Raw genomic sequence first — 16,060 nt, 5'->3', positions numbered from 1 at the left:
AAATAATTAGCGAATATTTATATTGGGAGAGGTATTAATATCGCCATCTTCAGTTATCACGGCCACGCCTGAATTACACGTTAACACTGCCAAGTTATGTCCTTGTTCATTACGAACAAAACTTAATTCATAACCAAACTTTCCTAAACTACTCGCAGAAAACTTTTGTGCTAACGAGAGCTTAGACCACCATATTGATTGCTCCGGCGCTTCTTCTCGCCTATCAACAATAGGGTATTTTTTCGTGTGCATATCAACTCCTAAATCCACATTCACTGATTAACAATCTCTCAATTACTGATTAAAAAACACACCTACTTTCATTAAAGTATAGAACATATATTATTGCTAAGGCTAAGTTTATTTTTAGATTGATTAAATACTATTGTTAATCAATCTAAAAAACAGTCAATTATTTTGATAATACAACAAAGGCAGTGGCATACTTTATTTCATCAGAAAGTGATATGTGCCATGTATTCGCCCCTAATGCTTCAGCTAGCGCTAAAGCCTGTAAACTGAGTTCAAGAGTCGGTTGCCCAGACGCTAACGACACGATATTAAAATGTTGAAACGATACGCCATTAGCAATACCTGTTCCAAGCGCTTTTGCCGCAGCTTCTTTACCAGCCCAGCGTTTTGCAAGAAAACGCTCAGGCTGTTTTAAGGTTAAATAGTGCTGGTATTCCTTCGTCGTTAAAATGCGCATTGCTAAGCGTTGCTGAGCACTGTCAGACATTTTAGCGATACGACGAATATCAACTATATCGGTACCAATTCCAATAACTGACAAATTTTAACCCTCTGTAGTGCTAAATTAAGCTAAACCACGCGCTTCAAGCATTAAACGCTTCATATCTCTAATGGCTTTATCTAAACCATCAATTACCGCACGGGCGATAATTGCGTGGCCAATATTAAGTTCAATTATTTCAGGGATAGCCGCGATAGGTTTTACATTAAAATAATTAAGCCCATGGCCTGCATTAACTTTCAAGCCCAAAGCATGGGCGTACTCAATGCCTTCAACTAAGCGAGCAAGCTCTAGTTGTTGTTCTTCTTCATTTTTAGCTTCTGCATATTGCCCAGTATGAATTTCGATATAAGTTGCTTTACTGATAAGTGCAGCATCAATTTGCTTTTTATCTGCGTCAATAAATAAACTAATTTGTATACCCGCGTCAGCTAACCGAGCTACAGCAGCGTTAATTTTATCCTGCTGCCCTGCAACATCTAATCCGCCCTCGGTGGTTAACTCTTCACGCTTTTCTGGTACTAAACAACAAAACACCGGTTTTACTTCACAGGCAATATCCAACATTTCATCAGTAACGGCCATTTCAAAATTCATCCGCGTATGTAACGTTTGCTTTAACACATAAATATCTCGGTCTTGAATATGACGACGGTCTTCACGTAAATGCACCGTAATACCATCAGCTCCAGCATGCTCTGCCACAGAAGCGGCATAGACAGGATCAGGATAGTTTGTGCCACGTGCTTGTCGTAATGTGGCAATATGATCTACGTTTACGCCTAATAAAATATCATTCATATTAAATCTCTTATTCTGGTTTTAGTGCTGATTTATAATTTAGCGCTTTAATTTATTCAGTTTTAAAGTAATTATGCTTTTTTACTAAATAGTTTACGACTGTTCAGAGGTACACCATTAAGCAAATGATTAATGACTTGTCTCATCAAAGCTTTAAAGGTATTGAGCACTTCTGGTGTTGATAAGTCACGTTCAGCAATAGCTTGTAAATGCCAGCGATTATAACAAGGTTGCTTTAACTTTGTGTAGGCTGGAATAAAGCCTTCATCTGGCAGATAATAGAAGCCTTCTGCACTATGATCAAATACTAATGAAAAATCAAAAGAAACACCTAATTCATCCATTAGCATCAATTCAAATTCTCGTAAGCAAATCTCAATACTTCTAGCTTCTGCTAAAGATTCCAAGCTAAATTTATACTGCTGAAAAAGCTCACCACAAGCAATATTTTCACCCAGTAATTTAACCAATAATTCATTAATATAAAAAGCACTGAATAGAGCGTTTTTTTTTAAAAGAAATGATTTACCCGCGGGTTCTACGCGAATTAAGCTTTTTAAGCTATGTTGCCCTTTCAAGGTAACGTTAATCGGTGAAAAAGGCTGTAACAGAGCTTTACGACTCGACTTTGTAGAATGGCCAACATAACTTAACGCAGCCAATTTGCCATCATTCTCGGTTAATAAATCAACCAGAAGTTGATTTTCTCGATAGGGTCGAGTGTGAAGAACAAAAGCTGGTTGCGTAATTTCTTGCATCTACATTCCAAGTTGGCCCAATTGCTTTAATGAACTGTTCACAAAGCTATACTTCTAAGATTTATGGGTAACGGTACAAAGTTTGAGACTGACATAAGCACCTATCCTGATGTAAACCAAGCATTAATCGACTACTCAGCGAAAAGTAAATTAGCCCCGTAATTATACCAAACTAACCTGAGTAATCATCGCCGTAGCCTAAGCTTCTCAATGCGCGCTCGTCATCTGCCCAGCCTGACTTAACCTTGACCCAAGTTTCTAAAAAGACTTTACGTTCAAATAGGTTTTCCATATCACGTCTTGCTTCTTGGCCAATAACCTTTAGCTTTTCGCCTTTATTACCAATGACCATACGCTTTTGGGTTGTTCTTTCTACTAAAATTAGCGCGTTAATATGCAGGATACCTTTGTCATCAATCTTAAATTGTTCAATTTCGACAGTCGTTGAATAAGGTAATTCATCACCGGTAAAGCGAATAAGCTTTTCACGGACAATTTCAGAAGCCATAAATCGACTTGAACGATCGGTTATATAATCTTCTGGAAACCAAAAATCTCCTTCTGGTAATGCGTTGAAGCAAATCTTTTTAATTGCATCAACGTTTTCCCCTTTACTGGCTGAAATTGGCACAATGTCAGCAAAGTCATGCATAGCACCTAGCTTTTGTAGATGCGGCAGCAAGGTGTCTCTATCTTGTATATTGTCAATTTTATTAACCACTAATACACAAGGAGCACCACTGTTTTTAATTTTTGTCAGTACCATTTCGTCGTCACTTGTCCAATGGGTACCTTCAACTAAAAACACGACGGTTTCAACTTCTGCCAAGGTGCTGCTTGCTGCACGGTTCATTAAACGATTAATAGCACGTTTTTCTTCTGAGTGCAGACCAGGGGTATCAACTAAAACCGCTTGATTGCTCCCTTCGGTTAGAATACCTAATATTCGATGGCGTGTGGTTTGTGGCTTACGTGACGTAATGCTGACTTTTTGGCCAAGCAAAGTATTTAATAATGTTGATTTACCAACATTTGGACGGCCAACAATGGCAATAAGACCGCAATGGGTTTGTTCTGTTGTCATGATTAAATTATCAACTTAATTGTCGAACAAGCTATTTAGCTTGTTCGATTAATGCTAAAACCTGCGAAGCGGCTGATTGCTCAGCTTTACGTCGGCTACTGCCTTTGGTAATCACTTCCTTCTCAAGCACGCTGGTTGTACAGCGTACCGTGAACTGCTGATTATGTGATTGCCCCGTGGTATTAATTACATCATATTGCGGTAAAGGAATTTTTCGCCCTTGCAAGTATTCTTGTAACCGTGTTTTTGGATCTTTTTGTTCGTTACCTGGCTTAATTTCGGCTAAGCGTTTGTCAAACCAACTGAGTATCAACGCCTGAGAAGTGGCTAAATCTGAATCTAAATAAACCGCGCCTATTATGGCTTCAATAGCATCTTCAAGAATTGAATCTCGTCGGTGACCGCCGCTTTTTAATTCACCTGGTCCTAATATCAAATACTGACCTAAATCGAATCCACGACCAACTTCAGCTAAAGTAACTCCTTTAACTAAACTTGAGCGCATGCGCGTTAAATCGCCTTCGGCTTGTTTAGGAAAACTCTGAAACAAAGATTCTGCAATAACAAAGCCTAAAATAGAGTCACCTAAAAACTCTAATCGCTCATTATGAGCACCTTTAGCACTCCTATGCGTTAACGCTTGCAGTAATAGTTTCGGCTCTTTAAAACTATAGCCAATTTTTTTGGATATCCGTGCAATGGCGGCTTGAGTATGTAACACAGCTATTCAATTCCACCAATTCGAGAAAAGCGTACGCTAGTGGGTATCCAACGTGGTAAAAAACTATCAGGCGCTCGATCAAAATCAAAACTCATCCAAATAGCAACTGCCTCACCAACTAAGTTTTCTTCTGGAACAAAACCCCAAAAACGACCATCTAAGCTATTATCGCGATTATCGCCCATGACAAAGTAATGGCCTTTGGGTACGACAAATTCATTGTCTCGTGTGCCACCTTGCTGAAAGTAGTGCTGCGTGCGCGGTAATATTTGCTCATTAACCAATAAATCATGCGTTTTCTCACCCATGATTGAGGTGTAACGCGTTAACGGCATTCCTTGATCGTTATAATCCGTTTTATTTTTAAATGTTTGCTCTACTTGTTCAAAGTCTGGACATTTATCATCTGAAGCTAGACATGCGGCTTTGATATATAAAATTTTATTTTTATAAATTACTCGGTCACCCGGTAAACCGACTACCCGTTTGATGTAATCAATTTGCGGGTTTTGTGGATATTTAAATACGACTACATCGCCACGTTCAGGCAGGCCAATTTCAATAAATTTATTACGTACCACTGGATCGCGTAAGCCATAATTAAATTTGTTGACTAAAATAAAGTCGCCATCAAGTAAGGTTGGCATCATAGAACCAGACGGAATTTGAAAAGGTTCATAAATAAACGAGCGTAATATTAAAACAAAGGCAATAACGGGGAAAATTTGCACGGGTGTATCAATAAAGTAAGGCGCTTCAAGAATTTTATCAACAACATCGCCACTTAATTCGCCTTCACATTGTTCTTGTGTAGCTGCTAGCTTAAGTTGTCGTTGTGGTGCTAAATAAAATTTATCAGCTAGCCATACAATACCGGTAATTACGGTAACTATGACTAAAAATATTGAAAAGTAAACTGCCATATTATTCCTATTTTTTTAGTAATTAAACTAATACGAATTTGACGAATTAAGTATGCTAGTTTTTTATGAGGAAAAATGAAAAATACAGGCATAAATTAAGTGAAAAATTATTTAACTTAATTTTATAACACTGTAGCTTTTCATTTTAACTATTAAAAATGAACAAGTAAGTCATCAAATTGGTATAATTATTTATCCAATTTAAGCACAGCTAAAAACGCTTCTTGTGGCACTTCTACATTACCTACTTGCTTCATACGTTTCTTACCATCTTTTTGTTTCTGTAGTAATTTTTTCTTACGAGAAATATCACCACCATAACATTTTGCGGTTACGTTTTTACGAAGCTGTTTAACAGTAGTACGCGCAATAACATTGTTGCCAATAGCCGCTTGAATGGCAATATCAAACATTTGTCGATGAATAAGCTCTTTTAACTTCTCAACCAACATACGGCCACGTGCAACTGAGTTCGCACGATGCGTTATCATCGCTAGCGCATCAACCCTATCGCTGTTAATCATAACATCAACGCGAACCATGTCTGCAGCTTCAAAACGGATGAAATGATAATCTAATGAGGCATAACCACGGCTGGTTGATTTTAACTTATCAAAAAAATCCATCACCACTTCGGCCATTGGTAATTCATAAGTTACCGCGACTTGATTCCCGTGATAAATAATATCTTTTTGTACACCACGCTTTTCGATACATAAGGTGATTACATTACCTAAATGCTCTTGAGGCACCAAAATATTCGCTTGTACTATTGGCTCACGAATTTCTTCAATGTTGTTTGTTGCAGGCAAATCGCTAGGGTTATCAATTGAGATAACATCACCGTTGGTGCAGGCTATTTCGTAATTTACTGTCGGCGCTGTTGTGATCAGGTCAAGATCGTATTCGCGAGCAAGGCGCTCTTGAACGATTTCCATGTGCAACATGCCCAAGAAACCAATACGAAAACCAAAACCAAGTGCTGAAGAGTTTTCTGGTTCAAAAAATAAAGATGCGTCATTCAAGCTAAGTTTATTCAAAGCATCACGGAAGTTTTCATAATCGTCTGAACTGATCGGAAAAATACCGGCATAAACTTGCGGCTGAACTCTTTTAAAGCCTGGTAAGGCCTTTTCAGCTTCTTTTTTAAAGATGGTAATTGTGTCGCCAACTGGCGCACCGTGAATTTCTTTAATACCAGCAATGAGAAAACCAACTTCACCGGCTTTCAATATACCTGTGTCTTTTTGCTTAGGGGTAAAAATACCCACTTTGTCGATAATATGGTTTTGTCCGGTCGACATAACCACCATTTTATCGCCTTTTTTAACTTGGCCGTTCATAATTCGAACCAATGATACTACGCCTTGGTAATTATCAAACCACGAATCGATAATAAGTGCTTGCAGCGGCGCATCTGGATCACCTTCTGGCGCCGGAATATTCTCAACGATAGTTTCAAGTACATCTTCAATGCCTAAACCCGTTTTAGCAGAACAGGTAACGGCACCTGTAGCGTCAATACCGATTATATCTTCGATCTCTTCACTAACACGTTCAGGATCCGCTTGTGGTAAATCAATTTTATTGAGAATTGGGATAACTTCCAAATCCATTTCAAGTGCGGTGTAACAGTTAGCTACAGTTTGGGCTTCAACACCTTGGCCAGCATCAACAACCAATAAAGCACCTTCACAAGAGGCTAATGAACGGGAAACTTCATAAGAAAAATCAACGTGGCCGGGGGTATCAATAAAGTTTAATTGATACACTTCACCGTTTTTCGCTTTATAATCCAAGGTAACACTTTGTGCTTTTATGGTAATACCGCGTTCACGCTCAATATCCATAGAATCAAGTACTTGGGCTTCCATCTCACGTTCTTGTAGACCACCGCAATGTTGTATTAGGCGATCTGAAAGCGTTGATTTACCGTGATCAATATGGGCGATAATAGAAAAGTTTCGAATATTTTTCATAAATGGGAAGTCAAATAAGCTTGTAGTTAATTCAATAATGGCGAGATTTTAGCGAATTTAGCGCGCTGGGGCTATCTTTTGTTGCGATTCAATCAGTGATTTCTGTAATCATGATGTTTTGATTTTCTCGGCGGATAATTTTTGGAGCCAATTTTGCACATGTTGCGCTTTTTATTTGCTGCCTTTTCGCTAAAGAAAAACCACCAAAACCACCTAAAACTCCTAATATAATGGCAAATATTTCATGTGGCAGAATGGTATTAATAACAAGCCATTGTCCAAACCATGAAGCCATTAATAAACCTAATATCGGCCATAAATAAACTTGCCATGCAGATTGTAAAAGTGCGCTTTCATTCAACCCTAAAACTACATTATCGCCAAGTTCTAACGCTAATGAAGACTTTAAGGTCAAGGATAATTTTTTCTGTGGAAAAGCTTTTGCTACTTGGCCACTGCCACAGTTATCAACTTGCTGACAGCCGCCACAAGCCGATTTTATTAAACTGGTAACGGTGACATTGTCTTTATCAATTGCGACAACGGTGGCTTGTTCTTCTATCATGGAGCAGCTTTAGGCGTAAAAACTACAGAGTCAGCAATTGCTTTTGCGGTTTTTGCGGGTATTTTACCCACAACGCTCACTTCAAGACCATTGACGACTTGATTCAAAACAACGGTTGCGCCATCCATAACGTAATCTGTAGCTCTTTGTTTTTCTTCACTTTTCCCTACATAAACTGAGACATCGACTAAACCGTCGTTGAAAAGCATAAATTCAACCGGTTTTTTAGTCGCCGCCATGCGATGACGATTAGCATTTAGTCGTTTAAAGCCTTCGGGCAACCATTTCACTTGCCATTGCAGTGTTTGCTCTTGGTATCCTGCTGGAATTTCAATCACTGTTGGTAGCGTTGTTTGCTGTAATTGCATCAAACTCTCGCCTAAATCATCAGTAATATCTAAGTGTGTAAACTGTATTTGTTCTAGTAGTTGGCCAGTACGATTAGCCAAGGCGAGTTTTAATATCATGCCGGTTTTTTGATCTAACCATAGCCAATGCCCATAACGATAAACATCTTTAGAAACAATACGAATTAATTGCGCAGGACGCCCTAAAACACGACTACGGCCAACAGAAATAAAATCGTAGGTTTGAGCAAGTTTGGTGACACCTTCTCGTAAAACAGCAGGAATAGGCCCGGTTATTTGTTGTGATGAGACGGAATACGGAGGTAATTCAGGCTCAATATAGCTGACAATATTGTGCTTACGTAACACATCTCTGCGCGGCCCGTTTAACAAAGAAAGTACCTCTAATTCATTGCCGTTTTCATCAACGCCATGAAACCAGTGATAGGGTTCTGCCTGGTTATTTTTAACGACAACAAAAGAAGTGCTAAAATTAAGTGTTTGTAAGGATGTTGCGAGGCGCTCAAGCCAGGGTTCGGCTGGTTCGTTTTCATTGGCCGCTACTGATGTGCTAATGGTAACCAATAGCAGCAGACTAGATATTAATTTCATTTAGCTGATTCTTCAGCCTTGTCTTGTTTAGGTGTAATGTTTGCATCAACAGAACTTAATTTTATTTGTTGTTGATGATCGGATAATAATGCTTGAAAGCGCCTTTGTTGTTCAACAAAAGCTTGTTTTTCACTGCTGCGGCTAGTTTGTTGAAAATTTAAGCTTACCGGTTCTGCAATACCACCAAATGGCATAGTTTTAACTACTGGGCTAGCCGGTAGAAAAGCATCGGTATCCGCACTGTTTTGTTGAACACCCATTACCATAAGACCAGCCGCTGATGCAGCTATCGCCATTTGACCAAAGGGTTTAGCAAATTGCACCACTTTAGCTTTTAATTTACCCGCTAAATTACTGCTTTTTTGAGGCGCTAAAATCGTTGGTTCATCAGCAATTGCTGTGGCTATTTGCGACGATAGGTCAAGATTAATAATATCAGAAGTTTCACCGCGCATGACATCACCCATTAAATGGTAACGTTGCCACGTTGCTGACAAGTGAGAGTCATTGAGCATTTCCTCAAATAACTCGTCATTTTGCTGATAATTATCAACAATCGACGATACTGTCTCAAACTTATTTTCACTCATAAAGACACCTTAAAATTCTAACACTTCATTAATTACTCAACAAAAATCAAGTTCTGTCAGGTAATACTATATTTACTATTGCTACGTTACTTAATGTTTTGCTTGTTATTGTTGCAACAATGGTCTGATTTTTTTATCTACGGCATCACGCGCCCTAAATATTCTCGAACGCACTGTACCAACAGGACAATCCATAACCGTTGCAATTTCTTCGTAACTTAAGCCTTCTAACTCTCTTAGGTTGATCGCTGTACGCAAATCTTCCGGCAATTGTTCTATAGTCTTAAACACGACTTCTTTTATTTCATTAGTAAGTAATAATTTTTCTGGTGAAGCATTTTCACGTAAAGCCTCACCAGAGTCATACATTTCTGCATCTTCAATTTCAATATCTGAGCCAGGAGGTTTACGTCCTCCGGCAACTAAGTGGTTTTTCGCACAATTTACCGCTATGCGGTATAACCATGTATAAAAAGCACTATCACCACGAAAATTAGGTAAAGCTCTATAAGCTTTAATAAATGCTTCTTGTACTACATCAGGCACATCACTATGATTTTTAACATAGCGTGAAACCAAGTTTGCTAATTTATGTTGGTATTTAATTACCAGCAGGTTAAATGCGTTTTTATCACCACGTTGAACCCGCTCAACCAACTTCTGGTCAACGTTCTGTTCGCTCATTTGAGCCGTATCTCCTACTCACCATTATTTAACTTATCTACATCTGGTTTACATCTGGCTCATAGCAAACGCAACAAGTAGGACTAGCCTTATGTTAAAAAGTTCGATAAATATTGAAAAAAATTAAATTTTATTTATAAAAATAGTTTTATGCTGTTCTGTAACGGCAATAAAAGCTAATATTGTGTTATCAATTATTGTACCTTAATTTCAAGAATATATGAATCAACAACACAATTGTGACGTTTTAATTGTCGGTAGTGGTGCAGCAGGATTATCGCTTGCATTGCACCTAGCTAAAAATGCCGATGTTATCATTTTAAGTAAAGGCCAAATTAATGATGGCTCTACCTTTTACGCTCAAGGTGGTGTTGCAGCAGTATTCGATGAAAATGACAGTGTTGCATCACATGTCGCCGATACTTTAATTGCTGGTGCTGGTTTATGCGATGAAGCTGCAGTGCAATATACGGCTGAAAATGCCAAAGACTGCTTAGAATGGTTAATTGATAAAGGCGTGCATTTTGATCAAGACGCTCCTGCTGCTAACGGGGATGTTCATTATCATTTAACTCGTGAAGGTGGTCATAGTCATCGCCGAATTCTCCACTCTGCTGATGCCACCGGACAAGCGATACAAACCACACTGGTTGCGCAAGTAAAAAATCATAGTAGAATTCGTATTTTTGAACGATATAATGCTATTGATTTGGTTTACCAAGAAAATACAGTGATTGCTCAACGAGAATGTATTGGTGCTTATGTATGGAATCGAAATGACGAGCATGTTGAACGCGTTTTTGCTAAAAAAACTATTCTAGCAACCGGTGGGGCGAGTAAAGTTTATCAATATACTTCTAATCCTGATGTTGCCAGCGGAGATGGCATTGCCATGGCTTGGCGTGCAGGATGTCGCGTCGCTAATATGGAGTTTAATCAATTTCATCCTACTTGCTTATTTCACCCTGAAGCCGGTACATTTTTGTTAACTGAAGCATTGCGAGGTGAAGGCGCACTATTACTTCGCCCAGATGGTAGCCGCTTTATGCCAAGCTTTGACGAACGAGCTGAATTAGCACCACGTGATATTGTGGCACGCGCCATCGATTTCGAAATGAAACGACTTGGTGCTGATTGTATGTATTTAGATATTAGCCACAAATCAAGTGAGTTTATTAAACTGCACTTTCCGACAATTTATGAGCGAACATTAGCCTTAGGTATTGATATTACTAAACAAGCCATGCCTGTTGTACCTGCTGCGCATTATACTTGTGGCGGCGTAATGATTAACCAACAAGGCAAAACTGATATTGAGAATTTATATGCCATAGGTGAAGTCGCGTATACCGGCCTTCATGGTGCCAATCGTTTGGCGAGTAACTCCTTATTAGAATGCCTAGTATTTGCTCGCGCAGCTGCTATTGATATTGAGCAGAATATTGATCTAACAAAACCTTGTGTACAATTACCACCTTGGGATGAAAGCCGGGTAACCAACTCTGATGAAGAAGTTGTTATTCAACATAACTGGCACGAATTGCGATTATTTATGTGGGATTTTGTTGGTATTGTTCGCACCACTAAACGCTTAGAACGAGCCTTGCATCGAGTAGAGCTATTACAAAGTGAAATAGAAGAATATTATTGTAACTTTAGAGTTAGCAATAACTTATTAGAATTACGTAATTTAGTGCAAGTAGCTGAATTGATCATAAGATCAGCCTTAGATCGCAAAGAAAGCCGAGGTTTACATTACACCCTTGATTATCCTGATTTGCTGCCAGAAGCGAAAATCACCATTCTGAGCCCTCAGCAGTATGAATAATAGATATTCGGTTAATGGTTAAGTTCAGGTGATTTTTTTACACGCATGATAGTGCGAGCAATACGCGCCTGATCTTCACTAGACAAACTATCTTTAAAAATAAACTGTTTAGCAACTGCAGTATCTTCCTTTGAAAAAACAAGCCAATAACCCCACAAATTAATCTGTGAATTAGCGCAGATTTGCCAGGTCTCTTGCTGGTTAAATTTACATTCACCCGTAGCTGATAAAACAAAATCTGTTGTGGCTGCATCTTCGTTCGAGGTAAATAAATCAAGCCATTTATTAGCGATTGATTCAGGAACCTGCCGATACAAAAAAATGATTAAACCAAATGATGCAGCAATAAAAAGCCCATGCCAAAGCTTAATCCCCATAAAAATAGTTAAGGATAGGTAAGCAAAACCAAGGTAAAATAATAAGCTGAACATCGCCCTTTGTGCAGAAGGCGCTAGTTTAATATTATATTTTAACTCGCTGTAATATAATCTGCACCATGGCGTTAAGTTCTTTATCTTCACAAGTTTCGTGTCCCATAAACCACGCGAATAACTCAGGATCTTGACACACTAATAAACGCTCAAAAATAGCTTTATTTTCAATAGATAGTTCATCATATGCCTCTTCAACGAATGGCATAAAAAGCACATCTAACTCTAGCATGCCACGTCGACAAGCCCAGCGCAGTCGAGGTTTATTATCTGTTAATGTCATACATCAGCCTAATTAGTAAAATTCACCGTATTCTATCAAAACCAAAGTTAAAATAGCCACGAATTGATCATTAAATTAGGAATCATCTTATAGTAAAGTAGCAGAAAAAATAAAGTATATGGTTGTAATTTGAATAAATGTCCTCACCTATGAGGTTAATAGCCTTTTTTTAGCACTATTGTCGGATGAACCACATAATGAATAATAACTTACCAAGTTATAACGAATTACCAGAAGTATTTGCAATCAACCTTGATAGTCTTGGCGCCATTACCTTAACGGGTGAAGAACAAATAAAATACCTACAAGGGCAAGTCACTTGTGACGTTGCCAGCTTGGCGAAAGAAAAACTACTGACTGGCGCGCACTGTAATGCTAAAGGTAAAGTCTTTTCTGCGTTTCGCTTATTGGAGCGTCAAGGAAACTTCTTACTGTTACAACCGAAAAGTTCGATTGAACAGTCATTAGCAGAGCTAAAGAAATTTGGTGTTTTTGCTAAAGTTGAAATAACCCAAGACACTGAGCATGCTTATTTAGCGATTGCGGGTCAGCAAGCATCGATAAAAATGGCCGAGTTATTTCAACAAGTGCCTGATAGTTTAACACCAGTAGTTCATGAAAATAATACTACCTTGATTTATATTGCTGGTAATACTAGCCGCTATGTCATTATTGATAATGTTGAAAAAATAACAGAAATTTCAGCGACTTTTGACTTTCCAATTTATGAAAGTGCGCTCTGGAACTTACTGGACATTTCAGCAGGTTTTCCATTACTTGCTCAACAGTATGTCGCCGAATATGTACCGCAAATGCTTAACCTACAAGCAATTAATGGCATTAGCTTTACTAAAGGCTGTTACTTAGGCCAAGAAACCGTTGCGCGCATGCAATATTTAGGTAAAAACAAACGTGCGCTTTTTGCGCTTACCGGCCAAGATATGGTGGTTAACGTTGGTGATATTATCGAGAAAAAGCTCGGTGAAAATTGGCGTAAAGCTGGTGATGTATTAGCGGTTTATCAAGCGAGCAATAAACAGAGCTATATTCAAGGCGTTTTAGCTAACGATATTGATGATGCCACCGAACTAAGAGTTAAAACACAAGATTCAAATTTAACCATACTACCCTTACCTTACAAATTAAGCACAGACATTGAATAGGACATAATATGAAAATTACTGACAACAAAGTTGTTGTACTGCATTACGCGGTATCTGATAGCGAAGACACCTTAATTGATAGTTCATATGATCACAGCCCATTAGCGGTAATTCAGGGCTCTCATTACCTTATTCCAGGCTTGGAAGCAGCTTTAGTTGGTCACGAAGCGGGCGATAAATTCGAAGTTGAAGTAAGTGCAGATAATGCTTATGGACAACGTGAAGACGGTTTTGTGCAAACGGTACCAAAAGATATGTTTGCTGGTATTGAAGATTTAGAAGTGGGTAGTCAGCTACGTGCTACTACTGACGACGGCGAACAAACCGTGATAGTGATTGATGCTCAAGAAGATGAGATTACAGTTGACGGGAATCACCCGCTAGCCGGTCTTGACTTAAAATTTGATGTTGAAATTTTAGAAGTACGCGATGCTACTGAAGAAGAGTTAGCACATGGCCATGTTCATGGTGAAGGCGGTTGTGGCCATAGTCACTAGTCGTTAGTTTATTTTAATCTGATCTCAGATGACAAAAAAGGCACTTTATCAGTGCCTTTTTTGATCTTATTGATTCACTTCTAAATAACTTATTACTTTTGCCTTAATCTCGCTGTAACGCATGTACTGACAAACGCCAAAATAACTGAGTTGTCGCACTTTAGCACGAGTAAAGAGCGGTACACTCATGCCAGATAAAAATCGACAAATAGTGTCAATAGATAACCTATCTGCAAGTTGTGTAGCATTAGTTTTTAAAGCCGAAAAGTGTTGCTGTAACTGCGAAATGGCGAGCGCAATGGTCTCAGAATTTACCGTTTGATGATGACTCGAATAAGGTAATATTGCCACCTGACCACGACAAACTGAACAATGACCACATTTTTTTGGTGCATGTTGATCATCAAAGTAATGAGAAAGCTGCTGAGTTAAACAACTATCGCTTTGGAAAAACGCGACCAGCTTACTTATACGCTCAATTTCAGATTGTTCTTTCTCAAGAAAGTAATGGGTGAGCGTATCAAGCAGAGTATTATCTTCAAATGCCGCTGTATTAACACTAAATACTTCAGTGGCCTTTTTCGTTTCCAAAATAATATGCTGCTGATCTGCTAAGTATTCTAATGCCGAAACAATTCTTTTTCTTGGCGCGTTATAGCGAGTGTGCATTAGCTCAAAATCAGGTTCTCCCCAGATTTTTTTCATTTTTGCACAACTAAACACTTGCGCTAAAAATTCATTTCGCTCAGCATTAAAAGCACTAATGATTTGTTCTTTTGGCGTAACAAATTTAAATTTAAAATCGGCAAAATAGCTAAATTTCGCATCAATAACACCGAGCAGTTCTAACTGAACCAACAAGGTTTTTAACGGTAGCTGCTTAATATTACTGGCATTTGACAAGCTCAGCACTTGTAATTCCCATTGGCCATTTTGCACTTCACTACGTATATTTTGCAAAACATAGTCGATGCTTGCGCGCTCAGGTGTATCAGCATAAACAAAATTTTCTACGGTATGAATACCATCAAGATTGGCTAAAGTAAAACAAGCCGCATCGGCTTTATCTCGACCTGCTCGACCAATTTCTTGACTGTAATTTTCAATTGATTTTGGCAAGTCATAATGAATAACAAAGCGAATATTTGATTTATCTATCCCCATACCAAAAGCAATAGTTGCGACGATTATTGGTGTTTTACCTTGCATAAAATCTTGCTGGATTTGCTTTCGTACGTCGTCTTTAAAACCGGCATGATAAGCCTTTGCGGGTATGCCTTGTTGTTGTAGGAAATTTGCCACTTTTTCAGCACTTTGCTGCAAGGTAACATAAATAATACCGCAACCCTCGTGGTGACGAATTAAATCAACCAGTGTTTGGTTTTTTGCTATCTCCGCAACCGGATAAACAGATAAATCTAAGTTACTACGATAAAAGCCGGTTTGTACTATATGCTCTTGGCTAATAGCAAACTTATTCGCCATATCGAGTTTAACTTGTTTAGTCGCCGTTGCCGTTAACAACAGTACTAATGGGATATTAAGTTCTTGTCGATAACGTGGTAATTTTAAATAATCGGGCCGAAAATTGTGTCCCCATTCAGAAATACAATGGGCTTCGTCTACCACCAACATTGAAATAGCAATGGATTCAATAAACTGACGAAAACGCTCGTTTTTGAAACGCTCAACCGACACCATCAAAATTTTTATTTTACCCGAACGAACATCACGCGTAATTAGCTGACTTTCTTCAAATGATAAAGTTGAATCAATACTTGCTGCCGTGATGCCTTTAGTATGTAAAAATGCTAATTGATCCTTCATCAAGGCCAGCAGAGGTGATACCACCAAGGTTAAATGCGGTAAGTTTATTGCGGCTAATTGATAACACAGTGACTTGCCAGCACCGGTAGGGAAAATAGCTAATGATGAATCACCATTAAGTAACTGCATTATCGTTTGCTCTTGCCCGACTCTAAAATCGTCAAAGCCAAAGGTAGTTTTTAATGATTGCTGTAACGTCGACATATCTCGCCT

At 38.6% G+C, this 16,060-nt stretch carries 18 protein-coding genes; 3 read left to right on the top strand and 15 right to left on the bottom strand.

All coding sequences use genetic code 11. The features are described 5' to 3' along the window. Positions 1–6: 6 nt before the first annotated feature. The 12 genes from H4J38_RS05515 to rpoE all read right to left on the bottom strand — a co-directional run bounded on the left by H4J38_RS05515 (position 7) and on the right by rpoE (position 9,818). On the bottom strand, positions 7–252 hold the full coding sequence (locus tag H4J38_RS05515; protein WP_182130345.1) for a hypothetical protein: 246 nt from the start codon (positions 250–252) through the stop codon (positions 7–9). Between the two features lie 160 nt (positions 253–412). Further along, the gene (gene acpS / locus H4J38_RS05510) at positions 413–793 is read right to left on the bottom strand and encodes a holo-ACP synthase (protein ID WP_182130343.1); all 381 of its coding nucleotides are present in this window, start codon (positions 791–793) and stop codon (positions 413–415) included. A gap of 24 nt (positions 794–817) precedes the next feature. Further along, positions 818–1,555, bottom strand: a complete 738-nt coding sequence (gene pdxJ / locus H4J38_RS05505; protein WP_182130341.1) for a pyridoxine 5'-phosphate synthase — start codon at positions 1,553–1,555, stop codon at positions 818–820. 71 nt (positions 1,556–1,626) lie between these two features. Further along, positions 1,627–2,313, bottom strand: a complete 687-nt coding sequence (gene recO, locus H4J38_RS05500) for a DNA repair protein RecO (RefSeq protein ID WP_182130339.1) — start codon at positions 2,311–2,313, stop codon at positions 1,627–1,629. 172 nt (positions 2,314–2,485) lie between these two features. After that, entirely contained in the window at positions 2,486–3,397 is a 912-nt protein-coding gene (gene era, locus H4J38_RS05495) for a GTPase Era (protein ID WP_182130337.1), read from the bottom strand. 31 nt (positions 3,398–3,428) lie between these two features. Beyond that, on the bottom strand, positions 3,429–4,118 hold the full coding sequence (rnc, locus tag H4J38_RS05490; RefSeq protein ID WP_310733448.1) for a ribonuclease III: 690 nt from the start codon (positions 4,116–4,118) through the stop codon (positions 3,429–3,431). Positions 4,119–4,120: 2 nt separating this feature from the next. Further along, positions 4,121–5,041 (bottom strand): signal peptidase I, encoded by a 921-nt coding sequence (gene lepB / locus H4J38_RS05485; protein ID WP_182130335.1) that lies wholly within the window; start codon positions 5,039–5,041, stop codon positions 4,121–4,123. Between the two features lie 188 nt (positions 5,042–5,229). Beyond that, complete coding sequence (gene lepA / locus H4J38_RS05480; RefSeq protein ID WP_182130333.1) at positions 5,230–7,020, bottom strand: translation elongation factor 4; 1,791 nt, start codon at positions 7,018–7,020, stop codon at positions 5,230–5,232. Positions 7,021–7,108: 88 nt separating this feature from the next. After that, positions 7,109–7,585 carry a SoxR reducing system RseC family protein gene (locus H4J38_RS05475; RefSeq protein ID WP_182130331.1) on the bottom strand — a complete coding sequence of 159 codons (477 nt, stop codon included), beginning with the start codon at positions 7,583–7,585 and terminating at the stop codon, positions 7,109–7,111. Further along, positions 7,582–8,544 carry a MucB/RseB C-terminal domain-containing protein gene (locus tag H4J38_RS05470; protein WP_182130329.1) on the bottom strand — a complete coding sequence of 321 codons (963 nt, stop codon included), beginning with the start codon at positions 8,542–8,544 and terminating at the stop codon, positions 7,582–7,584. Before H4J38_RS05470 ends, H4J38_RS05475 begins: the two co-directional genes overlap by 4 nt. After that, positions 8,541–9,134: a sigma-E factor negative regulatory protein gene (locus H4J38_RS05465; protein ID WP_182130327.1), complete on the bottom strand. Its 594-nt coding sequence runs from the start codon at positions 9,132–9,134 to the stop codon at positions 8,541–8,543. Before H4J38_RS05465 ends, H4J38_RS05470 begins: the two co-directional genes overlap by 4 nt. A 105-nt stretch (positions 9,135–9,239) precedes the next feature. Then, complete coding sequence (gene rpoE, locus H4J38_RS05460; protein ID WP_081151799.1) at positions 9,240–9,818, bottom strand: RNA polymerase sigma factor RpoE; 579 nt, start codon at positions 9,816–9,818, stop codon at positions 9,240–9,242. 220 nt (positions 9,819–10,038) lie between these two features. Between rpoE and nadB the strand changes: the two genes are divergently transcribed. Further along, positions 10,039–11,646 carry an L-aspartate oxidase gene (gene nadB / locus H4J38_RS05455; protein WP_182130325.1) on the top strand — a complete coding sequence of 536 codons (1,608 nt, stop codon included), beginning with the start codon at positions 10,039–10,041 and terminating at the stop codon, positions 11,644–11,646. A gap of 11 nt (positions 11,647–11,657) precedes the next feature. Here the strand turns inward: nadB and H4J38_RS05450 are convergent, their stop codons facing one another. After that, positions 11,658–12,167 carry a protein YgfX gene (locus H4J38_RS05450; RefSeq protein WP_182130323.1) on the bottom strand — a complete coding sequence of 170 codons (510 nt, stop codon included), beginning with the start codon at positions 12,165–12,167 and terminating at the stop codon, positions 11,658–11,660. Continuing rightward, entirely contained in the window at positions 12,109–12,360 is a 252-nt protein-coding gene (locus H4J38_RS05445; protein ID WP_182130322.1) for a succinate dehydrogenase assembly factor 2, read from the bottom strand. The genes H4J38_RS05450 and H4J38_RS05445 overlap by 59 nt, the downstream gene beginning before the upstream one ends. 197 nt (positions 12,361–12,557) lie before the next feature. On the opposite strand from H4J38_RS05445, the gene ygfZ reads away from it, so the two are divergent. Then, complete coding sequence (ygfZ, locus tag H4J38_RS05440; RefSeq protein WP_259365408.1) at positions 12,558–13,523, top strand: tRNA-modifying protein YgfZ; 966 nt, start codon at positions 12,558–12,560, stop codon at positions 13,521–13,523. 8 nt (positions 13,524–13,531) lie between these two features. After that, positions 13,532–14,020: a peptidylprolyl isomerase gene (locus H4J38_RS05435; RefSeq protein WP_182130318.1), complete on the top strand. Its 489-nt coding sequence runs from the start codon at positions 13,532–13,534 to the stop codon at positions 14,018–14,020. Positions 14,021–14,086: 66 nt separating this feature from the next. On the opposite strand, the gene H4J38_RS05430 is transcribed toward H4J38_RS05435, so the two are convergent. Further along, positions 14,087–16,051: an ATP-dependent DNA helicase RecQ gene (locus tag H4J38_RS05430; protein ID WP_182130316.1), complete on the bottom strand. Its 1,965-nt coding sequence runs from the start codon at positions 16,049–16,051 to the stop codon at positions 14,087–14,089. Positions 16,052–16,060: the final 9 nt, after the last annotated feature.

It is taken from the genome of Colwellia sp. BRX10-3, assembly GCF_014077505.1.
In the GTDB taxonomy this organism is placed as follows: Bacteria; Pseudomonadota; Gammaproteobacteria; order Enterobacterales; family Alteromonadaceae; genus Cognaticolwellia.
This window is presented reverse-complemented; position numbering and strand designations above follow the sequence as displayed.